This is a genomic window from Okeania sp. SIO1H4 (assembly GCF_010672695.1).
Lineage (GTDB): Bacteria > Cyanobacteriota > Cyanobacteriia > Cyanobacteriales > Microcoleaceae > Okeania > Okeania hirsuta.
The window spans coordinates 24240-46673 of record NZ_JAAHGB010000043.1 but is presented as its reverse complement, the minus strand read 5'-3'; the positions used below and the strand labels follow the sequence as shown (position 1 = coordinate 46673).

The following is a 22434-nucleotide window of genomic DNA, read 5'->3' as shown; positions in this document are numbered from 1 at the left end:
GTTTCTTCCCAGGCCGCAGTTGGTTTTTTTTAAACTCTGACGTACTGTTTATCTACTGATTTCGGTAACTATTCCACGTCGTTTTAGCTCCGAAACGAGCAAAGTGAGTGTCCATCGCATATGACCAGATGGAGGCTCACTACAGCAAATTGCTACAATCATGAGCATGACATGAGCCATCTAGTTTCCTGGGCACTGGAGGAGTGCTACCTTGGCGACATTTAATTCTGTCCAAGTTACTTATAACATTGGGTGTTGGTTGATGAAATTTTGCCAAAATGATTAACCTAAAATTGACTGGTGATTATATTTAGGTCTTAAAAACAATGCTCAAAAAAGCACTCGTGACAGGTTCAGCAGTAGGAATAGGTAGGGCAATCGCTCTAGATTTAGCCAGTAAAGGATTTGATGTAGCATTTCACTATAACCGCAGTGCAGATGCAGCCAATCAAGCAAGTCAAGAAGCAGCTAACTACGGAGTAAAATCTATTGCCCTACAAGCAGATGTTACCAAACCCGAACAGGCTAAATCTCTAGTAGATAATTCAGCTAAACAACTGGGTGGTTTATCAGTAGTAGTTAATAATGTGGGTAACTACCTCAGAAAACCCATTAGCAAAACATCTATAAAAGAGTGGCAGGAAGTTATTAATTCTAACCTCAATGCCACTTTTTATATTACTCAAGCAGCACTTCCCTATCTCAGAGCAGCTAATGGCGCACGCATAGTTAACTTCGCTTGTGCTCATGCCCAAAATGTGGTAGCACGCCGGACAAATACAGCTTATATAATTGCTAAAACAGGCATCATCATCTATACTAAATCTTTAGCCCAAGAGCTAATTAAAGACAAAATTACTGTTAACGTAGTATCGCCAGGAATAGCCGAAAATTCTTTTGATTTAGAAGAAATGATTCCTAAATTACCAGCTAAACGTCCAGCAACTTTGCCAGAAATTAACCATGCTGTTTGGTTTTTTATTAACCCTAATTCTGATTATATTACAGGGCAAGTTTTAGAAGTTTCTGGGGGCTGGAATTTGTAGTTATAATTTTTTCATCCCTATTTTTGACAATTTATATTTTGATATTACTGATTATTTAAACGAAAAATAAAAATGAGTTCTAATCAGGAGGAAATACCAGAAATTAAAAAAACTGAATCTAACTCAGAAACTTGGATAATAGGCAAAGAATTTAGATTTGAAGCTTCCCACCAACTACCTAATCACGATGGTAAATGTGCAAGATTGCATGGTCATTCTTGGCGTGGTGTTATTTATGTTTCTGGTAATGAATTAGTAAATTCTGGTGGAAAGCAGGGAATGATTATGGATTATGGAGATATAAAAAAACATCTAAAACCCCTGCTTGATGATTATTTAGACCACTATCACTTAAACGAAACTACAGGCTTAGTTAATCCTACCAGTGAAGCGATCGCTAAATGGATTTATGAGCAATTAGAAAATAAAATTCCTGGACTTGTAGCAGTTAGAATTGATGAAACTTGTACGAGTCAATGTATTTATTCAAAAGGGAAAAATAATTTTTTGATTCTATAAAATTAGGAGTGCTATACTAATTTATTACTCCTAAATTGGTTGTGATAAATTTGAGTGTATTTATTTTTTTTCTGAAAAAATAATTTTTTTGATGTTATGGAAGTTGCTATTTTACTAGGAGTAATTGGGGGGAAATGATATTAGGTAAAGACACTAAATTATTTGTAGTAGGCAAAAAATATAACCTTAGAAATATATAGTGTTTAGAACTAAAAAGGCTTAAGTCCTGTAAATGTTAAATTAATTTGGCACAGGTACTTATGATTGGTAAGATTGCCAAATTATTACTATAAATAAATAACAAAATGAAATTACTCAGTATACTCATTTTACTTAGTATCACTACTACCGTGTTGGCCTTGGTAATCTTAAGTTTTCCTTGGAGACATCCCTTGCTCACAAACTTACATAGGATAGATAAAGTCATTCGACCTTCTTGCCCTCCTGCTCGCTTATATTTACCAGATTCTCTTTTTTGCTGATTATGCTCAAGCTATGGCAAAATTTATTAATGTTTTCTAGAGAATTAACTTTTTTAATAGAGCATTGACTTAATCAGAGAATAACGATATAATAGGTATTTAAGCATACCATTATACTGGCAATACCCATAGATGAAATCCATCAGAACTAAGCTCAAACTGAATAACAAGCAGAAAACCATGATGGCTCAACACGCAGGTTATTCCAGGTGGTGTTACAACTGGGGTTTAAGTTTGTGGAACGCAGCATATAAAGATGGCTATAAACCTAATGCCCGTAAATTGAGAGAAGTTTTTACCAACCACACAAAACCTCTTTATCCTTGGATGAAAAACTTGTCGTCTAGAGTTTATCAATACGCTTTCATCCACTTGGGTGAGGCATTTAAAAGGTTCTTTCAAGGATTAGGTAAACACCCAAGGTTTAAGAAGAAAGGCCAACATGATTCCTTCACAATTGATAATTGTGGGAAACCGATCAAACTAAACGGATGGAATCACAAATTACCTTTTATTGGTATCGTTAGAACTTATGAACCCATTGAGGTGGCTACTCAGAAAATAACTATTAGTAAACAAGCGGGTTCATGGTATCTTAGCTGTAGTTATGAATTTACTCCCACTTCAACTCCAAAAACTACTGAAGTTGTAGGTGTTGATTTAGGTGTAAAAACCTTAGCAACTTTAAGTACGGGAGTTGTTTTCCCTGGTGCGAAATCTTACCGCTCCTTTGAAGACAAACTCTCCAGACTACAATACTTGCACCGAAATAAAATAATTGGTTCTGCTAACTGGAGGGCGGCACAACTCAAAATTGCCAAGCTACATAGAAAAATAGCTAACATCCGTCTTGACACACTTCACAAATTGACAACATATCTAGCTAAAAACCACAGCGTTGTTGCTATAGAAGATTTGAATATTAGCGGTATGTTAGCTAACCATAAGCTGGCGAAATCAATAGCATATCAAGGATTTTATGAGTTTAGACGACAGCTAGAATATAAAACTCACTGGTACGGCTCTGAATTAGTAGTCGTTGATAGATTCTTTCCATCATCAAAAACTTGCTCGAACTGCGGTCATGTCCAATATCTGCCCTTAAATGTGAGAACTTATGACTGCCCCGATTGTGGGATATCTATAGACCGTGATCTGAATGCAAGTATTAATTTAAGAAATGCGGTCGGCTTGACCGTGAATGCCTGTGGATGAGTAACCGCCGACGGCCTCAGTAGAAGCAGGAAGTAAACAGTAGAATATCACGCTATGTGACGTTTTATATCGGTTTTATGAAGCAGGTAAATTTATCAGGACTTACGCACGACGCACGAAAAAATAGCGTTTGAGATTGCTATCCGTTCCGGACTGCTGCGCAAACCCTGTGGGTCGCTTCGGACAGAAATACGTTGGAGGTGCGTAAGTCCTATTTATAATATTTGATATCGAATCTGCTGGCTTGCGAGTGATATAATTTCTACCTGCTAATGTGTAGTAACCTGGTATTAGATATCCCACAATACTAACATCTGCTCACAAAAACCAGGTTTCTCTAATGAGTTCAACTGAACAATTCAAAAGTAGATATCACAAATCACGGATACAATTGGCAACAGGAGAATCTACCTCATGTTCAGTCATTTATTCTTACAGTGCTTTTCATTTAAGTAGACTACAAAATTCTTTTGGTGCGCGGGAGTAGGGAGTAGGCAGTAGGAGAATGCTTTGGCCACTGTATCTATTATTTGAAAACCGCTATAAGCACTTTACTGGAAAAAGGCATTGCTGATTTGAGGTATGATATTATGTCCAGATAAGAGGGCGAGCAAAAAACTTTCTCCTTCTACTTCTGTTTCTTGTTCTTTCTTCCCTGCTGACTCAGTCCGACTGACTTTCCCTCCTGGGAGGGGCGCGCGGGTGGGTTGACTCCTAAGTAATTAATATTAATATCATACACGCTCTTCAGCAACGCCTGGAAAAATTATAGACTTATTTTTCCATTTTTAATTGACAACTGGCAGCATTTTTATTCAATCGACTTTCCAGCAAAATTTGAAAATACACAAAAAACTTACCCATCTACTTGGTTAAATCTAGAGGGAGCAGTATAAGGTATACTAAAAGGTTAGAGGCTAGGGAATTAAAAAAATGGTCAACCAAAAACAACCTATCTTAAATAACGATGAAATTAAACAACTTTTTATTAAGGGCGTTAACATTTTTTTGGCAGGGTCAGCAATTACATTAGTATTTGGATTTATGATTTGGTTTGTCCATGGAACGATTATGGTTTCTGACCTATCAGAGAAAATTGTTGCTAAAGGTTGGGGTGCTTTAATTGCACTAATGGCTGTATTTTTATCTTTTATTGTACCTTCAATTGTTACTCTTTTCGGATTTGCGGTAATGGCATTATTAGTGTGGTGGTTATCTCGCGTTTTTTCCCAATATGAGGAATTTCAACCTACTGCTTTAATTGTTTATCAATTAGTAGCGCCTGTGGGAATGATAGCTGCTTTAATTTTAGCTTCACCAGTGTTGATTTCCTATGCAGTTATTCGCTTATTTAATGGTAGTGGGCAAGCTTTAATTTCTGAGGTTAAAGAAGCATCAAGTATTCTATTGCCACTTGAATCTGATAATAAGTTTATGAGTGGAACTCCAGCAGTTGAATCTCAATATTTAACAGGGGAAAAACTTATGAGTGGATCTCAAGCGGTTGAAACTCAATATTTAGAAGGAGAAAATTAGGAAGTCATGTCGTTTCACGGAAGTTAAAAGTCAAAAGTTAAAAGTCAAAAGTAAGATTTTATAAATTCAAGACTGTGACGAAACAGTAGTTTGAGGAAATTATTTCACATTTAAATTTTGAAACTATTTGTGACATCTTTAAAGTGAATTAGTATCAGAAGTCAGAAGTTATTGGTTACGGGTAAATACGGTTCAGTTAAAGATTTTTTTTTGAGTTCTGTAATCTGAAAATCTTATTTAATGGTTCTATATCATAAAAGTTTTGGTCTTATCTGAACAGTATTGGGTTACGAGTAGAAATATTCTCGCTTATAGGTAAAAACTTTACCCAAGCAAAAATGGAATGAAAAGACTAAACCCCTACAGTTTTTTTTCACCAATCATTTCATATTGCTATAGTCGGAAACGAATAATAATTTGTTTCATCTAATTAGGGTTTGCTGAAAAGTCTTATTTGTGAGGGTAGGAGACAGGAGACAACCCACCCCCAACCCCTCCCAGGAGGGGAAGACAGGAGACAGGATAAATGGGTATTTAGAGGAGGTAGGAGTAAGAATTGTAAGAATGATTTTTCTGCCCAACTATGCGCCTAAAATACTAACTTTTTAAGTGTGAAGAGCTGAAAAACAGGCACTTTTGTTGAACAAAAAAAGGCTAAAACCTTTATCTGTAAATACTTTTAGATTTAATCAGCAAGCCCTAATTAGGAAAAATGATCGTGAATTTCAGGAATAGTTAATCCTCTTGAAGTATTTCCTACTCTAATATAAAATTCTAAATCTTTTTCGGTTTTAAGGAATGACTTTTTTAGCGATCTTTTGACATCAACAATACAAATTTCCTTGGTTTCTAAAGTTTCAATACGGACTTTAATATATTGAGGAAAACCAGCTCTAATGCGGTCATAAATAAAATTAGATAATGTTTGTTTAAATTTGTCTAGAGTTTCCAAGAAAGAAATATCTTTTTCTAAACCAAAAATATTACCATTCTCTTCAACTCCTATTAATAAAGTTCCTCCTTGAGAATTGAGAAAAATAACAATTGTTTTTAAAACATTAAATTTTAACTTTTCATTTTTGTGATATTTTTCAATATCCCATCGTAAAGTACTTTTAAATTCTAAAGTATCGCTTTCCCCTTGTTTAATTAATTCATCTATAGGTTTAAACTCGTCTATTTTACGAATAGTCGTTAAAAATCTTCTTAATTTTCGTTCCTCAATTTTTTGATTCAGTTCTTCTTCTGTATCTGCTACTTCTATGACTGTTTGATTAATAACTGCAATATATTTCCCCCAATATTGGTCTTCTAAGTGTTCTCTATTTTTTTCAATCCATCGGTCATTTTTAACGTTACCCCAACTATTAAAATCAGTAATTGCTTCTTTAATAGACTTGTCTAAAATTTCAAAAACATCGCCTTTCATATTCTTGGAAATATAATCCCAAGCACCTTTTTTAAAAGCATCGCGACAGTCAGTTACGCTATCATTTGCTGTTAAGATAATCACAAAAGAAGAAAGATTTCGAGATTGAACTTCCTCTAGGACAGCAAAACCACTATCATCTGCTTCCATACGCATATCAGCAATAATAATGTCAAAAGGATTTTGTAATTTTTCTGTTGCTTCTTTAGCGCTAACTGCTGTTTCAATATTTTGATAACCAAAGTCTTCTTTTAACAACTCTATTAATTCTTCGAGATAATTTGGGTTATCTTCAACTAATAGTAAATGAACGTTTTTTGTTTCCATAGTTAATTCTGTAATTTTTGAATTTTGATTTAACTTTTCCTACCGATAACCATAAGTAATATACATTTCAATATTGAAAAAGTCAGAAATATCATGGGCAGTTTTAGAAATAACAGATAGGATTTCTTGGTAATGACCTTCAGTAATTTTGTATATTTTGTATTGTTGTGTTTATCTCCGTTCGGCAATGTTTTCTACTAATTTTTCAATTTTTTCAATAATGTCATTTAAAATTAAATTTTTGTCTTGATAGTTCCTTAAAATACGGTAAGCAATACTTTTTAAAATAGCAATTTCGTTGCCTATTTTATGATACTATGATACATTTATTCGTTAAGCATTTCCGTATCTTCTAACTTAATTTTGGGATCAATTATATCGAAATATTCTTCTGAGGTTAAGTTAAGAGTTAACTTTTTTAAAGCATCAGCATAACGAGGTGAGTGTTGAGCAATTTCGTCTAGCTTTTCTATAGCTTTTTTGTGATCAGAGTTATTAGCTAAAATACTTTTGGCACTGTAGAGTAAAGTTTTTTCTTGATCGTCATAATTATCAACTGCTTCATCGAAATATTGACCGCCTTTTTTTGGTTGTTTAATAGAATAATATAGTCTTCCTAGTGTTAGTCGAATTACATTGGCATGGTATTGTAATAAATCAGTTAAATTAATTTTTTCTAGTTGTTCAATTGCTGGTTGATATTGGCCTGATTCTTCTAGTGCTGTTGCATATTTGTATCGTATATAGTTATTATCTTCTAACTTTAAATGATTTCTCAAAAAATTTACAAGATTCTTCAAATTTGCCTAATTCTATTAAAGCAATAGCATAGCTAGTAAGAGTTTTAACATTATCAGGTTCCAATTTTAGAGCTTTTTCAAAATAAAGTTTAGCTTGAAGAAGGAGACAGGAGACAGGAGATGGAGACAGGAGGAAAATTACATGGGGATTTCATCCCTGGGAATTTTGAACACCGTGTAGACGGTGGGGTATTAAACCCACAAAGAAAATGATAATTAACAATAATACCATGTCCGGTTGAACAGTTATAAATAAATGATGGAGAAGTCAGGAGTCAGGAGTTAGAAGTCAGGAAGGAAGAAAGGGGAAGAGAAGGAGAAAGTTTTTTTATCACTAATTATCCGGACATGATATAACATCAGTATTATCAGGTTCTAGTTCCAAAACTTGTTCAAACCAAGGCAAAGATTCTTGGGTTTTTCCTAATTTTATCAAATAATTGGCATCGTCAATAATGCCTTGTAGAGATACTCTTAAAAAAGGAAAAGATTCTACACTTTTGCCTAATTTTATTAAACCATTAACGTAATTATTAATAGTTTTGACATTATCAGGCTCAAGTTGTAGAGATTTTTCAAATAAAGGTAAGGATTTTTTTACTCTTTCTAATTTGATTAAAGTACTAGCATAGTTAGTAATAGTTTTAACATTATTAGGCTCAAGTTGTAGAGATTTTTCAAATAAAGGTAAGGATTCTTCTACTCTTTCTAATTTGATTAAAGCACTAGCATATATGTGCTGCCGGAGAAGTATTTGTTAAATCAGCACGGTGATTTGATTGTAGTTTACCAGAGGCGATCGCCAGGGCACGATAAACAGCATAAGAACCGGAGTGAGTACCAATGACATTACGATGGTTAGGGTTACTCAAAGATCCAATCGCAGGTCCTCGCTCTATGGGGTCTTGAGCACCCCACTGCACGGGAATTGGTTTTTTGTCGGCAGGACCAGGATGAGATGTTAATACAATATGTTTATGCTTTGCCATTTTTTCTTAACTTTGAGATAATAATTACGCCATTAATTTTAATAAAATCAAGCATAGCATAATGTAACAAAGAACAACTTCAAGACCTTTTAATGAAAATCAAACAACATGAATTTCTATTGCCATAGTGTTCTATAATTAAGTGAGTATTTATCCAATAATACAGCACTTTTAATTTAAGAAGTGTGAGGCACAGTTTAATCCCTGTCCCCTATTCTCTGGTGACTTTGCTCAACTAAATAACTCTAGTAAAATATTAAGTTAAATAGATTCTGATGAATTATATTAATCGTCGTCAATTTATTCAGTATAGTAGCCTCGCTATTAGTACCAGTATATTAACAAGTTGTGCTACTCCTAATAACTCCAACTCTACTGCTAAAAATAATAAAAATCTTGACAAAGTAACCTATGGAACTAATTGGTATGCTCAAGGCGAACATGGAGGTTTTTATCAAGCAATTGCTACAGGAATTTATGAAGATTATGGTTTAGAAGTTACTATTAGAATGGGAAATGCTCAAGTAAATGGAACTCAGCTATTAGTAGGGGGAGGAATTGACTTTTTTATGGGGTCTAGTCTAGAAGCAATTCGCTCTGTAGAAATAGGAATTCCTACTATTACAGTTGCAGCTATTTTCCAAAAAGACCCCCAAGTATTAATTGCTCATCCAGGAGTAGGAAATGACTCTTTAGAACAACTAAAAGGCAAACCGATTTTAGTATCATCTTTAGCTGAAAAAGGCTATTGGCAATTTCTCAAAACTAAGTTTGGTTATACAGACGACCAGAGACGTCCTTATAATTCTAGTGTAGTTCCGTTTTTAGTAGATAAAAATGTAATTCAGCAAGGTTATCTGACATCTGAACCTTTCACAATCCAGCAAAAAGGAGGCTTTGAACCAGTAGTTATGTTATTAGCAGATGCCGGTTATAAACCTTATGCTACTACTATAGAAACAACAAAAGAAATGGTAGAAAAAAATCCTGATTTAGTCCAGAGATTTGTCCATGCTTCTATCAAAGGTTGGTATAGTTATTTAGAAAATCCTGAACCGGCAAATCAATTAATTAAAAAAGATAACCCAGAAATGAAAGATGATTTATTAGCTTATAGTTTAGAAAAAATGAAAAAATATGGTATTATTATTTCTGGAGATGCTTCCACAAAAGGTATCGGTGCTATGACAGACGAACGCTGGAAATTATTCTTTGATAGTGTAGTAGAAGCAGGATTAATTGAGCCAGATACTAATTATAAAGAAGCTTTTACTTTACAATTTGTTAATCAGGGAGTAGAAGCATATCAGTAATTAAAAAGCAATCAGCAATCAGCAATCAGCAGTCAGCAGTCAGCAGTAAATGTGTGCATTTGCGGAGCATTCCGGAACAGAAAGAGGATTTCAACCCCTAGCTCTAAAAGCTGAATCCTGTTTGCGGAGCATTCCGGTACGGAAATACTAAAAGCTAATAGCTAGTTAATAATTAATAATTAATCATCACCAATCCTGACAGTTATAGGATTGGTGAACAGAGTTTTGTTTAATTTATTTATTCTTTAAAACAGAGGCTTTAAACCTTAATTATCCGGTCAAAAATACTGGATAATTAATATTATATCAACAAATGAATATCACCAAACCCAAAATAGTTAAATACTCAGTTTATCACCTAATATACTAATTTTTATCAATAGTATTTACTGTATAATATAAATGAGCAAATAAGATGACGCAAGAGGTAAATTATGTCTATTAATCTCAGCAAAGGTGAAAGAGTAAATCTTTCCAAAGAATCTCCCAATTTGAAGCAAGCAGGTATTGGCTTGGGATGGGATATAAATACTACAGACACAGGGTCAGCATTTGACTTAGATGCTTCTGTATTTATGTTAGGAGCTAATGGAAAAATTCCAGCAGAAAAATACTTTGTTTTCTACAATAATCTCATCTCACCAGATAGTTCTGTTAAACATTCAGGAGATAGTAGAACAGGAGAAGGTTCGGGAGATGATGAAGTAATAGAAATTGATTTAACAATAGTAGACCAAGCTATTCAAGAAATAGTATTTGTAGTGACTATCCATGAAGCAGATGCCAGAAGACAAAACTTTGGACAAGTTAGAAATTCTTTTATTAGAATCTACGATATTACCACCGAAGAAGAAGTAGCCAAATATGAATTAGAAGAAGATTTTTCACGAGAAACAGCTCTAGAATTTGGCAGACTTTATCGCAAAGATAATGATTGGAGATTCCAAGCTGTCGGACAAGGTTATAATTCAGGTTTACAGGGATTTGTCGATAAATATGCCTCTTAAATCAGCTAATATTATTAAGTAGAACATGGTAAATTTTGGGCGCTATGTATCAAATTGTAAATTAGCTCAAAAGTTTATATTGATTGCCTTTAGGGTTTTTTTGATTAAAAATGCAACGTCTTTTTTTTAGCTTGCTCTACTTAGAATAATTTAGGAATTTGGCAATCAATGAAGAATATTTTTTTATTTAATCAAATTTAATCAGGTAAAAAATTATGCCCATATCTCTCGAAAAAATTGAAAGAGATGCTCCTAGATTAATCGATCTTGCTAAAAAAGCAGACATTTCAATCCTCAAGGCAAATCTGACAAATCATTAGGCTAAAGTTGCACTTTGTCTAGGTATTTCTGGCTCCATGTCCTACATTTATTCATCTGGTAAAATTCAAACTTTAGCAGAAAAAATATTAGCTCTAGAGCGTAGGTTCGATGATAACGGTTCTATAGAAATTTTTCTGTTTGGACAACATTCTCATCGGGTAGGAGAAATGACTTTAGGTAACTTCCAAGATTTTATTCCAAACATAGAAGAAGAATATCTTCTAGAAACAGGAACTTATTATGGCAAAGCCATGAAAATGATTAGAAATTTCTATTTTCCGGAGGGAAATGGCGATAGTAGAAATTCTCCTTTTGCTGCAGATAAACCCATTTATGTAATGTTTGTCACTGATGGGGCAACTACTGATGAAGAGGAAACACAAAACCAGTTAAAATGGTCGTCTTTTGAGCCAAATTTTTGGCAGTTTTAGATAGGAATTTTATCACAAGGGTAAAGCAACAGACAACAGGCAACAGGCAACAGGCAACAGGGGTAAAGAGGATTACCTTTTGATCACAGGATTTGGTATAATATAGTCTGGTGTTCAAACCAGGCTACTGCAACTTTTATTGTCTATATAGTAATCATTACTAACTAACAGCAAATTCAGTTAAACTACGTTTATATGGGGCATAAAACCCCAAGACAATATCTTTTTTAGGAACTCCAGCAGTTATTAATTGATTGGCAATTCCGATTTCTGTTCCATCTCTTTGAATCCATATTTTATTATCTCTTAAGTCAACATGAATAATCACACCATAGATTCTTTTTTGTTCTTTCCAGCCTATATTTAAGACTTGGTAATGATGGCGTTTTGTGTCAAATAGAAGTTGAATTTCTGTGTTATTTTTTCCATTATTAACTGAATGTTCGGTGAGAATTTTTTGGATAAGTTGAGAGTAATCTATTCTTTCCATAACACGACCTCCTGTTTGATAGAATCAAAAATTAAGAGTTTAATTTTATATTCCGCCAAAGAATCTTGAATAAATTGACGAGAAAAGAAATCTTCATAAGTATCTTGAGGAATTGCCCAGTAGAGAATTCTTTCTGGTTCTTCCAGTTTTAAAGCTAACCTATAATTGAGAATTTGCCCTAAAGCGAGATGAAATTCTGTAACTGCTGATGTACCTAAGAAAGACTTAATTTCTATGGTAATTTTTTGATCGGCTTTTTCGGCTGCAATTAATCTTTCTGCACCTAAATCTATGTAAAATTCTACATCATTTACTTTCAGATAAAGCGGATCGTTAGTAATCTTCCAGCCATCTTTTTCAATAGCGATACAAACTGATTGATGAAATATATCTTTGGCTGACACAGAATTTAATGATTAACACAATTACATTAGTATAAATAGTTATTATCTCTAGCCGCAGGAGCAAGCTTTTAAGAAACCTTGAAAATTCAATATTTATCCTCAATATAAACTATCTCCTACAGATATTTTATAATCGCCAATTAATACATAATTCCTCGCCCTTTTTCATTAAACTCTTTAAAAGTTTGCTCTGATAACTCCTGAGTAGTCATTGCTTGTAAAACAGAAAATGGTAATGTCAGATGATTAGCACCTGCCAGTAAAGTGGCCACAGCCTCATCAGGAGATTTTATACTTGCTGCTAAAATTTCTGTACCGCTACCCTGCACTACCTCAGCCATTTCCCGTACCAACTTTAAACCATCTCCCAATAATCTTGTTGCCCGGTTAACATAGGCGATCGCATATTTAGCACCCGCCTCTACAGCTACTACTGCTTGAGCGGGATGATATATTCCTGTCACAGAACAATTAATTTCTCCAGACAGATGAGATAGAGCTTGAAAACCAGTGGCAGTTGCCGGAATTTTCAGAACTATTTTATGGCCAATTAATTTTGATGCAGTTTTCGCTTCTGCCATCATGTCATCAAAATTAGTAGCAGTAAGTTGGTAATATAATTCTCCAGAAACAATTTCTGAAAGTTCCTTTAATGTAGCTTCTGGAGACAAATCGCTTTTTACTAACAAAGTAGGGTTAGTTGTCACACCAGATATCCAACCAAATTTACTGGCAACTCTAGCTTCTGTTACTATTGCGGAATCAAGATAAAGAACCATTTTTTTTCTCCTACAAAAATTGGCGTTGCTGAAGCACGTGTATGATATTAATTTTAATTACGGGGTTGCACATTATGGAATGATTTTGCCAAAAATTGCTTTAGATTTTGACTAAGAAAAACCTAATATTAATCATTCTAGCAATTGATTAATCCACAATCCAATTCAATCAAAAATATCAAATCATTCGTCACTGTGCAACACCTTAATTACTAAGAAGTCAGTCCTCAGTCCTCAGGAGGGAACAAAGGAAGATATATATTTTTTAATTTCTTCCCCCTCTCCCCACATTCCCCTCCTGGGAGGGGTTAGGGGTAAGTTCCCCCAATGCGAAAATGTAGCAAACATTGATCGCGCTTGGTATAACCTACAACCTACTACCTACTACTAATTCCCTCAAAAGGTCCTAAAAAAGTAGGGCGAGGGCGAGTAATATGAACCTCTAACAATGCTTTTAAGACTGCCAAAAGTTCGCGGAGAGAATAACGTCTCATAGAATCATTTCTAAACTTTCCCCAATCTGGTGTACCTAAACCTGTAGCATCTACTCCCAGTTGACGACAGGTATAAACCGCACGAGGCAAATGATAACTTTGAGTTACTAAAACTGCTTGGGTAATGCCAAATATTTCTTTAGCACGATAACAACTTTCATAAGTGCTAAAACCAGCATAATCTAAAGTAATATCATCAACAGGTATACCACGGGAAATTGCATATTCTTGCATTGCTTTCACTTCATTATAATCAGGAGTACCATTGTCACCAGTCATCAAAATTTTTTTAACACTACCAGTTTTGTACAAGTTAACAGCTCCTTGTACTCGGTCAGCTAACATTGGCGTGGGAGTACCATCGTCCCATACTCCGGCCCCAAAAACTATAGCAATAGGTTGCTCTGGCACTTCTTCCGGGTTTTTGTATCGATATTTGCTTGTCGCTATTCTGACATAAACGTTTAAAGCTAGAGGAATTAGTAGTATTGTTAATATTAAAACTAGAAAAATTAAGCGTTGATTGAGTAAAAATAATTTAGGTAACATAATTAAAAATAGGTTGTATATTTTAGGTGTTAGGTGTTATATCAAATCCTGATAAATAAACTTTTAATACAAGGTAAAATCAGGGATAAAAGCTTAGTATTAACTACTATCAGGCATCTTCAATCATCAAAATTAAAATCGATCATCGTATACCAATCATCCATTATTTACCGGAAAATTGTGGTTTAAATTATCCCATTTTAAGGGGATAATAAATATTTTTTTCCTGTTCATCAATCAATTACGTTTTCAAGGAGAGGTAATTAATAATTATTAATTGTTGAACCCTATTCCCTATTCCCTTTGTGTGCCAAACCAATTGCTTCAGAAATAGAATTTAATCCTCTTTCATCTAACTTTTGCAGTAATCCTTGGAGAATTTGTTTGACCATTCCCGGTCCTTGATAGACCCATCCTGTGTAAACTTGAATTAGACTTGCCCCCGCAGTAATTTTATCCCAAGCATCTTCTACAGTAAATATACCCCCTACACCAATAATTGGTAATTTTCCTTGAGTTTCTTGCCAGATAAATTTAATGATTTCTGTTGCTCTTTGAGTTAATGGTGCGCCACTAATTCCACCTGCTTCTTCAGTGACAAGTTTACCAGTTTTGGCAATAATTTTAGTTTTTAATTCATCACGGGAAATAGTTGTATTGGTGGCAATAATTCCAGAGATTTGATATTGTTTAATCAGGTCTAGTATTGAGGCGATCGCTTCTTTTTCTAAGTCTGGTGCAATCTTAACTAAAATTGGCTTAACACCTTTATTTTCTGCTTGTAAATCTGCTAAAATATTACTTAAGTTTTCAGTGTTTTGCAGGGAACGTAGCCCAGGAGTATTAGGAGAAGAAACATTGACTACAAAATAATCACCCCAATCTTTTAACAACTTAAAACTACCTAAATAATCGGTTGCTGCTGCCTCTAAAGAGGTTATCTTGGATTTACCAATATTTATACCATAAGGGAAAAAATTCGGATAAAAAGAATAATTATTCTCCTGTAATCTGAGAACCTCTGGAATATTTTTTCCTTGAGATTGTAATCTCATAGCTAAAGCAGCAGCACCTTGATTATTAAATCCCATTCTATTCAAAGCAGCTCGATCCATTGGCAAACGAAACAATCTTGGCTGAGGATTTCCCGGTTGTTGATGAAGAGTAACTGTACCAAGTTCAGCAAACCCAAAACCTAATTGAGGCCAGGCATTAATGGCCACACCATCTTTATCATATCCTGCAGCTAAACCCACGGGATTTTTAAAGTTTAATCCCCACAAAGTTTGTTCTAGGCGAATATCCTCAAAACATAAAGATTTTTGCATTATTGTCTGCAAGCTACTTATTAGTTTACTGGAGGAGTTAGTATCCATAAAACTGAGAATATTTAGAAGTTGATGATGTACCCATTCTGGATCAGCTTTTAATCCAGAAAATAGAGTCGGAAATATGACAGAACGATAAATATTTAACACTTGATTCTAAATAGTAGTTGACAATTAAAAACTAAAAATTAAAACTCAAATTTTTATCAGGTATAATCTTGGAATGACAAGACTCTTTTTGATCAAAGCACACTAATTAATTCTCGATCATCAATATATCATTTAGATCGAGTTAGCTGGAATACTAATGATAAATAAGGGAAACAGCAGTAAGAGTATAGATATGCAAGGTCTCAACAGGAGAATTTCATACAATCTCTTTTTCTCATCAGCAAAAACAAGATATTTTATTGATAACGGCTTATCTAAAGTTGATATTAAATCGTATTTACAGATTTAGCGGACAAAAAATTAATACTGATTAGTCAAAAATATTGAGAATATGATGTCCAGTTGAATGCTGATAAATAAACAGTAATAGGGGGTGCCGAATATGGGTTATGAGGGCAGAAATAAAACAAGAGACCATAGGAATAGAAAGTTTTTGACCACAAGCTAACTAATTAAGCTGACATACTATAATTTATTTCTTTTCTTCTCAAAATAACTATTAAATAATCAGGATAATCCATCGATGTTAAAAAAAAATGAAGCCGAAAAAAATCATAATAATCTGATTGCTTTAGAAAGCATAATTAGAGCAATTAGAGAAGAAGAAGATTTAGATTTTCTCATTAAAAAAGTCATAAATTATCTTCAGTCAGAATTTGATTATTGTTTGATTTGGGTCTGTTTGTACGATCGATTAGCAAATAAAATAGTAGGCAAAGGCGGAATTACTCCCAATGGTGAAATTTCTGCTCTCAAACAAAAATTCACCATAAGTCATGGAGATATATTAGAACAAGTATTAATGAAAAGAAAAGCAATTAAAGTCGCTGACTTAAGGGCAGAAAAGCAAGTTGGAGAATGGGTAAAAATAGCACAAACATATCATATTAAAGGTACAATTTTCTTTCCCATACATTACAAAGAAAAATGTTTTGGTATTGCCTTAATGGGTTCACAAGAGTGGGGAAGTTCTTTAGAATCAGAAGAAAAAGCACTACTATCTTTAATCTGGGGTGAACTAGGACAAACATTACAAAAAATAGAAAAAGAATGGCAACATCAACAAGCAAAACGACCTGATGAACCAATACTCTCATTACTATCTCAATTAGGAAAATTAACGACTTTAGATCAACGCCTCGAAACAGTTGTAGAAATAACTCATCAATTTTTACAGCCATCCCGCACAAATATTTACTGGTATTATCCCAATGGACGCTATTTTTGGCGTCGTGCGAGTAATCATCAAGTAATAGTAGAATGGAGCGACTTTAAACGTCCTGCTTCTGGCATTACATTGCAAGATTTAGGTAAATTCTATCATGTACTATTAGCAGGAAAAATTGTTTGCATTGGAGAATATTACACTTCTGTAGACAGCGATATTATTCGCAGATTAATCCGACAAATTAGAGCTGCTTCTGTATTAGCAGCACCAATTATCTTAGAAGACGAACTATTAGGATTTATTGCTGTAGAAGAACAACACAACCGTCCATGGCAAGATGATGAAAAAAACTATTTGCAAGGGGTAGGTCAACTGCTAGCTTTAACTTCTCCCCTCTCAGAAATGGAGGACAAAATTCGTCAAGCTAAACTAGACCAGACTTTAACTGCAGGCATCACTCGCGCTATTTACGGTGATGATGATTGGCAGAAAACCCTAAAAACAACGGCAGAAAAAATATCTCAGCGCTTAGGTGCTAAATATTTTATGTTGGCAATCCGCAACAGAGGGCAGTTTGAAGTTGTTTATCAAAATCATTCTACTCAAAGTCGAACAGTCAAAACTTCTCTACCCACCCTCAGCAAGGAGGATATGACCTTGCTAGGACGAAACACTGAAGTAGTAGGAATTGAAAATTGGTCAGAAAGTCATATATTGAATGCTTGGCAGGAAGATTTTGAGAAACTTGGAGTACGTTCTCTTCTGTTGTGCAGGACAATAGGAGCGGGGAAAAAGGAGCAAGAAGAATTTATTACAAAAAATCAAGGCGATCAATATAACCAACCCGAAGGACTCGTAATTATTGGTTATGAAACCCCTCGCACCTGGAATCGCAATGAACGAGAATTAGTCCAAATTGCCAGTCAACAGTTAGGTTTTCTCCTGCATCAAAGACATATTAATCAGCTCATAAACAAGCAGCAACAATATACGCAATATCTTCAGTCTGGTTTAACTGCTTTACAACCAACTACAATAATTCCAAATTCAACAAAAGTATTGATTAACTCTTCCAACTCCTTATTATTACAAGAAGTGAAAAATTTGGAACCAGTCGGAGAACTGAGTGTATTAGGAAATTTATCTCTAGACCGTCTAGAAGGAAACTTTCTCGAATTTATTGCTCAAGCAATTGTGGAAATAGCAGATCTCAACCCGCAAACTATTCCCCTAGTTGCTTTAATTACCTGGTATCCATTATCACAAACAGGTAGAGTTATGAGCTATAGTTATCCTGAGTGTCATATTACTAGCACTGATAAAATTTCGATTCCAGTTCGTACTGATTCTTGGATTCAACAAATAATTTCTACAAATGGTTGGTTGCATCTGAGTGTGAGTGATGTACCAGCAAAAACTTTACGGTGGCTCAATATTCTTGATAGCGGTCAGGTCGTAGCAACTGCTTTGCGTACTGCTATTGAACATCAACCGACGGGTATATTGTTAATTGCAGACCCTCACAAAATTTTATGGCAAAAAACAGAACTGCCACAACCACATTCTCCTACTGAAACTCTGAAAAATTTATTGACTCATTTGGTTTCTCAGTTTGCATGGTCGCGTCGCTATTTAATAGTAAAGACTGCTTTAGAATCTCAGCGAGAAGAACTAGAGTGGTTGAATTGGTATAAACAAAAGCGTTTAGAAGAACTTTACCGTACTGTTGGTTCTGGTTTTAAGCAGTTAAGTGAATTGCATTATACTCCATCAGAAAATCCTGCCCAACAAAAAAATGTATTGACAAATCTACGTTATCAGCAATTACTAAGGCAAATTGGCAATGTGTTATCGTCTACTACTTCATTATTGACACAAGAAAAATGGCATTTACAAGCAAATTTTGATGTTGTCTCTGTAGCTAATTTGTTGAGGCGATCGCTCATTCGCATTGATTCCCAAGTAAAAAAAAGACAACTGCAATTAGAAGTTCATCGGGAAGGAAATTTGAATATTTATGGAGATCTTATTAAATTAGAATTAGTTGTTTACGAGCTTTTGATTAGTGCCTGTAGTCGTTCTCAAACAGGAGGAAAAATCGATATTAAATGCCAAACTTTAGATGAAGAATGGCTTGAAATTTCTATTATTGATGCAGGTAAGATTAGCTCAAAATTAATTGCAGAATTTAACTCCGTTTCTATCCCAGATGTATTAGAACCTTCTCTCTTGGTTTCACCTCCAGGCAAGCATTTAATTATCTGTCGGCGACTAATTCAACAAATGGGAGGAGAGCTAGAGTTAAATTTACAAGAAAGTGGTTTAGTAGAAAGTAAGTTACTTTTACCCTTAGCTCACCTTTGATTTCTACAAATTTTTCCTCCCTTCTCTACAAAATTTGATATTTATATCATGTCCGTTTAATAGGGTGATAAAAAACTTTCTTTTCCTCTTCCTTCTTCTTCCCTACTGACACCTGACACCTGACACCTGACACCTTCATCATTATTTATAAGTATTTAACCGGACATGATATTATACCAAGTGTGAAAAAAGAATGTTACGAATAATAAGAGGAATAAAAAAACAAATGCAGGATATGTCCTTTGACAAAAAGAATGATTTTCGACCTGAAAAATGGTATTGAAGCTATTCATTCTGACTCGGTATTCCTAACTCCTGACTCCTAAGAAATATCCTAGCTATTTGTAGCAAATATTTATTAATTTGGTATTACTTATAATCCTGACAAGTGTTAAAATGAATTAAAATTAAAACTAATTACCATAATTGAAAAAGATCAATTCAGACTCTTTGGCCTGTTAGTAAAAATTAAAAATCTTAGCTATGACTGATAAATACCAAGCAAAAAATGTAGCTCAACTTATTTATACTACAGCTATTAGTGTAATTGAAGACTGTACCAGTAAAATTTTTTCTAATCTTTTAGATTCTCATATTATTCAGTTTCAAAGCAATTCAAATATTCTGAATGCCACAGAGAGCCAACAACTAAAAGCAGCAATTGAACAGTTATATAGTAATTATAAAATACAGCCAATATTACCATTACACATTGCCAATATAGATTTTATTCTTGGTCGAGAAGAGTATGCTAATCATCAAATAAAGCAAGGATTAAATAAGTTTAAAAATAGCCTATTAATCTGGGAAAAAAGTACAAAAAATTTACCAGGGGAAGCAGTCACTCAACAAATCAATGAAAGATTAGAAAAAATAGGAATTGTCCTCTTTTATATCGGATTATGTTATGAGCATCAAGGCAATTTAAACATTCCAGTAGAACAAAAAAATAATTATTGGCAACAAGCACAAAATAATTTTCAGCAAAGCCTAGATTTATTTGCTCAAATAGACCGACAAGAATTAGTAGCTAAATTTATCATTCAGCAAGGTGAAGTTCTGAAAAAATTAGAAGCATGGAGCGATTTATACAAGCTTGCTCAACGCGCTTTAGAACTACATTTAACTTACGGTACAGAAGAGCAAATTGCTCAAGATTACGGATTTTTGGCTGAGGCAGCAATGCACGAGTCAAAATGGGACCATGCTAGTCAATTAGCAGAATTAGCAGTTGCCATTCAAAATCAATCTATGGGAAATCCTGTAGAAATTGCACAATATGAGAATTCTTATTTCTCAATTTTAAGTGAATCTCAAAGTAATTTAGAAGAGTGGCAAGCTACTGTTAATCAACTAGAAAAAGCGCGACAACAAACAAGCCCCCATCATAATTTACACTCTTATATTTCCATACTAAAAGCATTAAAAAAACTTTATTTTGACCAAGACAAATATGGAAAATCTGCCAGAATCAAAGAAGAAAAATTACGACTTGAGCATCAATATGGATTAAAGGCTTTTATAGGAATAAATCCATTACAACCACAACAAAAATCTGATAATAGTCCGATAATTCCTAGAGAAATTAAAACTTCCGGTCGTCTAGAAGACGTGAATAATTTAGTGGCAAGAATCAAAAGCCAGAACCATAAACTAATAATTATACATGGTGTCTCTGGTGTGGGTAAAAGTTCTTTAATTAATTCTGGGTTAATACCTACTCTACTCGCAGAAAATTCAGAAGATAATCAAGCAATTTCACTCATACCACTACGAGTCTATACAGATTGGATGAGAAATTCTGACTCTGCAACTTGGAATCTAGAATATGTACTAGAAACATTGCGTAAAAAACATCAAAAAAATAATTTAAAAGTATTAATTTTAGACCAGTTTGAAGAGTTATTTACTGTCTGTCCCAAACCAGCTCAAAGACTACCACTTTATAAATTTTTATATGACTGTTTAAGCTTGAATTTTGTCAAAGTAGTTTTATCTATCCAAACAGATTACTTACATTACTTATTAGAATGCGACCGCCTGACAAACTTAGAAGCAGTAATTAACTATCAAATTTTATCTAAGGAAATTCTTTACTACATAAGTAATTTTGAGCCAAATCATAGTCAAGAAATTATCAAAAACTTAATTGAACCTGCTCAATTAAATTGGGAGCCAGATTTAATTTCTCAAGTAGTAAAAGATTTAAGTTCAGCAGATAATACAGTAAGTCCGATAGAATTGCAAGTAGTAGGCACTGAACTTCAAGAAGAAGCAATTACAACTGTTGAAGCATACCATAAATTAGGAGATAATCCTATCAAAAAACTCACAATAAATTTTTTAGATGGAGTAATAAAAGATTGTGGCTTTCTGAACGGACGAACAGCAATATCTGTCTTATACTTATTAACAAATGAACATGGTACTCGCCCTCTAAAAACTCATGCTGAATTAGCATCAGAGTTATTAATGCAACGCCATAAACTAGATTTAGTTTTAGATGTATTAGTTGCTCGAGGATTAATTTTACTGCTGCCAGATTTACCGCAAGATAGCTATCAATTAGCTCATAATTATTTAATTCCTTTAGTTCGAGCACAGAAACAGGAAGGAGAAAAATCAATTTCTGAATTTGAATTTGAAAGAGATATGATGTAATAGATATCTTCTACAAAATAGGAAGTAGGGAGTAGGGGAGTAGGGAGTAGGGGAGTAGGGGAGTAGGGGAGTAGGGAGTAATTATAGAATTATCAACATACTATTATATAACTTATATAACTGGGTTCTATATGATAACTGAAATGACAAGATATAATTAGGGCTTGCTGATTAAATCTAAAAGTATTTACAGATAAAGCTTTTAGCCTTTTTGAAGTCGAATTGCAGTGCCTGGGAATCAGCTCTTCACGCTCAAAAAGGAGCGTATTTTAGGCTCATAGTTGGGCAGAAAAATCTAGGGACAAAACTTAGCTCCTACCTCCTCGCTCATTCCTATTTCTCCTGTCTCCTGTCTTCTACCCTCACCCATAAGACTTTTTCAGCAAACCCTAATTATTTATCTTAACTTCATTTTTAACTCAGTTAAATTTAAGGTATGTACAGCATTCTTAAAACTGAAAATATTGTAATTTTACAAAATAAAAATAAAGTAGGTTCAACAATTAATTGTTAATTATTAATTGTTCATTATTACCTCTTCTTATAAATAAGAGGATTGGCTAAAAGGATTTTTTTTATTTTCTTGGTTGATTGAATCTGGCGAGGAGACT

20 protein-coding genes are annotated in these 22434 nt (G+C 34.0%); 10 read left to right on the top strand and 10 right to left on the bottom strand.

The genetic code is table 11. The features are described from left to right. The first annotated feature begins 326 nt into the window (after window positions 1-326). The 5 genes from tmpR to F6K06_RS22810 all read left to right on the top strand — a co-directional run bounded on the left by tmpR (window position 327) and on the right by F6K06_RS22810 (window position 5391). Window positions 327-1046 (top strand): bifunctional dihydropteridine reductase/dihydrofolate reductase TmpR, encoded by a 720-nt coding sequence (gene tmpR / locus F6K06_RS22830; RefSeq protein ID WP_124146886.1) that lies wholly within the window; start codon window positions 327-329, stop codon window positions 1044-1046. A 72-nt stretch (window positions 1047-1118) separates the two neighbouring features. After that, window positions 1119-1565, top strand: coding sequence for a 6-carboxytetrahydropterin synthase QueD (gene queD, locus F6K06_RS22825; RefSeq protein ID WP_124146887.1), 447 nt, complete (start codon window positions 1119-1121; stop codon window positions 1563-1565). Window positions 1566-2179: 614 nt separating this feature from the next. Continuing rightward, entirely contained in the window at window positions 2180-3262 is a 1083-nt protein-coding gene (locus F6K06_RS22820) for an RNA-guided endonuclease TnpB family protein (RefSeq protein WP_287239854.1), read from the top strand. A gap of 933 nt (window positions 3263-4195) precedes the next feature. Then, the gene (locus tag F6K06_RS22815; RefSeq protein WP_124146889.1) at window positions 4196-4798 is read left to right on the top strand and encodes a hypothetical protein; all 603 of its coding nucleotides are present in this window, start codon (window positions 4196-4198) and stop codon (window positions 4796-4798) included. 437 nt (window positions 4799-5235) lie between these two features. Then, window positions 5236-5391 (top strand): hypothetical protein, encoded by a 156-nt coding sequence (locus tag F6K06_RS22810; protein WP_287239856.1) that lies wholly within the window; start codon window positions 5236-5238, stop codon window positions 5389-5391. A gap of 110 nt (window positions 5392-5501) precedes the next feature. Here F6K06_RS22810 and F6K06_RS22805 read toward each other — a convergent pair whose 3' ends face one another. The 5 genes from F6K06_RS22805 to F6K06_RS22790 all read right to left on the bottom strand — a co-directional run bounded on the left by F6K06_RS22805 (window position 5502) and on the right by F6K06_RS22790 (window position 8343). Continuing rightward, a complete protein-coding gene (locus tag F6K06_RS22805) occupies window positions 5502-6554 on the bottom strand; it encodes an RNA-binding domain-containing protein (RefSeq protein WP_287239859.1) in 1053 nt (350 codons plus the stop codon). Window positions 6555-6880: 326 nt separating this feature from the next. Beyond that, the gene (locus F6K06_RS22800; RefSeq protein ID WP_124146891.1) at window positions 6881-7354 is read right to left on the bottom strand and encodes a lipopolysaccharide assembly protein LapB; all 474 of its coding nucleotides are present in this window, start codon (window positions 7352-7354) and stop codon (window positions 6881-6883) included. After that, a complete protein-coding gene (locus F6K06_RS34180) occupies window positions 7305-7418 on the bottom strand; it encodes a hypothetical protein (protein WP_161564675.1) in 114 nt (37 codons plus the stop codon). The genes F6K06_RS22800 and F6K06_RS34180 overlap by 50 nt, the downstream gene beginning before the upstream one ends. Window positions 7419-7688: 270 nt before the next feature. Continuing rightward, window positions 7689-7790, bottom strand: a complete 102-nt coding sequence (locus F6K06_RS22795; RefSeq protein ID WP_192901188.1) for a tetratricopeptide repeat protein — start codon at window positions 7788-7790, stop codon at window positions 7689-7691. Window positions 7791-8079: 289 nt separating this feature from the next. Then, window positions 8080-8343 carry a hypothetical protein gene (locus F6K06_RS22790; protein WP_287239862.1) on the bottom strand — a complete coding sequence of 88 codons (264 nt, stop codon included), beginning with the start codon at window positions 8341-8343 and terminating at the stop codon, window positions 8080-8082. Between the two features lie 275 nt (window positions 8344-8618). Between F6K06_RS22790 and F6K06_RS22785 the strand changes: the two genes are divergently transcribed. The 3 genes from F6K06_RS22785 to F6K06_RS22775 all read left to right on the top strand — a co-directional run bounded on the left by F6K06_RS22785 (window position 8619) and on the right by F6K06_RS22775 (window position 11415). Further along, entirely contained in the window at window positions 8619-9656 is a 1038-nt protein-coding gene (locus F6K06_RS22785) for an ABC transporter substrate-binding protein (protein WP_124146894.1), read from the top strand. 434 nt (window positions 9657-10090) lie between these two features. Beyond that, on the top strand, window positions 10091-10663 hold the full coding sequence (locus F6K06_RS22780) for a TerD family protein (RefSeq protein WP_124146895.1): 573 nt from the start codon (window positions 10091-10093) through the stop codon (window positions 10661-10663). Between the two features lie 356 nt (window positions 10664-11019). Next, entirely contained in the window at window positions 11020-11415 is a 396-nt protein-coding gene (locus F6K06_RS22775) for a VWA domain-containing protein (protein ID WP_240039142.1), read from the top strand. 160 nt (window positions 11416-11575) lie between these two features. Here F6K06_RS22775 and F6K06_RS22770 read toward each other — a convergent pair whose 3' ends face one another. The 5 genes from F6K06_RS22770 to F6K06_RS22750 all read right to left on the bottom strand — a co-directional run bounded on the left by F6K06_RS22770 (window position 11576) and on the right by F6K06_RS22750 (window position 15609). Beyond that, window positions 11576-11905: a XisI protein gene (locus tag F6K06_RS22770; protein WP_124146896.1), complete on the bottom strand. Its 330-nt coding sequence runs from the start codon at window positions 11903-11905 to the stop codon at window positions 11576-11578. Next, window positions 11893-12309 (bottom strand): XisH family protein, encoded by a 417-nt coding sequence (locus F6K06_RS22765; protein WP_124146897.1) that lies wholly within the window; start codon window positions 12307-12309, stop codon window positions 11893-11895. Before F6K06_RS22765 ends, F6K06_RS22770 begins: the two co-directional genes overlap by 13 nt. A gap of 140 nt (window positions 12310-12449) precedes the next feature. Beyond that, complete coding sequence (locus F6K06_RS22760) at window positions 12450-13088, bottom strand: transaldolase family protein (RefSeq protein ID WP_287239868.1); 639 nt, start codon at window positions 13086-13088, stop codon at window positions 12450-12452. A gap of 377 nt (window positions 13089-13465) precedes the next feature. After that, a complete protein-coding gene (locus F6K06_RS22755) occupies window positions 13466-14131 on the bottom strand; it encodes a vancomycin high temperature exclusion protein (protein WP_124146899.1) in 666 nt (221 codons plus the stop codon). 287 nt (window positions 14132-14418) lie between these two features. After that, a complete protein-coding gene (locus F6K06_RS22750) occupies window positions 14419-15609 on the bottom strand; it encodes a quinone-dependent dihydroorotate dehydrogenase (RefSeq protein ID WP_124146900.1) in 1191 nt (396 codons plus the stop codon). A 544-nt stretch (window positions 15610-16153) separates the two neighbouring features. Between F6K06_RS22750 and F6K06_RS22745 the strand changes: the two genes are divergently transcribed. Together F6K06_RS22745 and F6K06_RS22740 are read left to right on the top strand one after the other, a co-directional pair. After that, a complete protein-coding gene (locus F6K06_RS22745) occupies window positions 16154-19162 on the top strand; it encodes a GAF domain-containing protein (RefSeq protein ID WP_124146901.1) in 3009 nt (1002 codons plus the stop codon). Between the two features lie 483 nt (window positions 19163-19645). Beyond that, window positions 19646-21823, top strand: a complete 2178-nt coding sequence (locus F6K06_RS22740) for a hypothetical protein (protein ID WP_287239873.1) — start codon at window positions 19646-19648, stop codon at window positions 21821-21823. The last annotated feature ends 611 nt before the right edge of the window (window positions 21824-22434 follow it).

Excerpts from the sequence above, each read along its gene's own strand:
- tmpR (WP_124146886.1), top strand. The coding sequence starts at position 327 with ATGCTCAAAAAAGCACTCGTGACAGGTTCAGCAGTAGGAATAGGTAGG.
- queD (WP_124146887.1), top strand. The coding sequence starts at position 1,119 with ATGAGTTCTAATCAGGAGGAAATACCAGAAATTAAAAAAACTGAATCT.
- F6K06_RS22820 (WP_287239854.1), top strand. The coding sequence starts at position 2,180 with ATGAAATCCATCAGAACTAAGCTCAAACTGAATAACAAGCAGAAAACC.
- F6K06_RS22815 (WP_124146889.1), top strand. The coding sequence starts at position 4,196 with ATGGTCAACCAAAAACAACCTATCTTAAATAACGATGAAATTAAACAA.
- F6K06_RS22805 (WP_287239859.1), bottom strand. The coding sequence starts at position 6,554 with ATGGAAACAAAAAACGTTCATTTACTATTAGTTGAAGATAACCCAAAT.
- F6K06_RS22790 (WP_287239862.1), bottom strand. The coding sequence starts at position 8,343 with ATGGCAAAGCATAAACATATTGTATTAACATCTCATCCTGGTCCTGCC.
- F6K06_RS22785 (WP_124146894.1), top strand. The coding sequence starts at position 8,619 with ATGAATTATATTAATCGTCGTCAATTTATTCAGTATAGTAGCCTCGCT.
- F6K06_RS22780 (WP_124146895.1), top strand. The coding sequence starts at position 10,091 with ATGTCTATTAATCTCAGCAAAGGTGAAAGAGTAAATCTTTCCAAAGAA.
- F6K06_RS22775 (WP_240039142.1), top strand. The coding sequence starts at position 11,020 with ATGTCCTACATTTATTCATCTGGTAAAATTCAAACTTTAGCAGAAAAA.
- F6K06_RS22770 (WP_124146896.1), bottom strand. The coding sequence starts at position 11,905 with ATGGAAAGAATAGATTACTCTCAACTTATCCAAAAAATTCTCACCGAA.
- F6K06_RS22760 (WP_287239868.1), bottom strand. The coding sequence starts at position 13,088 with ATGGTTCTTTATCTTGATTCCGCAATAGTAACAGAAGCTAGAGTTGCC.
- F6K06_RS22755 (WP_124146899.1), bottom strand. The coding sequence starts at position 14,131 with ATGTTACCTAAATTATTTTTACTCAATCAACGCTTAATTTTTCTAGTT.
- F6K06_RS22745 (WP_124146901.1), top strand. The coding sequence starts at position 16,154 with ATGTTAAAAAAAAATGAAGCCGAAAAAAATCATAATAATCTGATTGCT.
- F6K06_RS22740 (WP_287239873.1), top strand. The coding sequence starts at position 19,646 with ATGACTGATAAATACCAAGCAAAAAATGTAGCTCAACTTATTTATACT.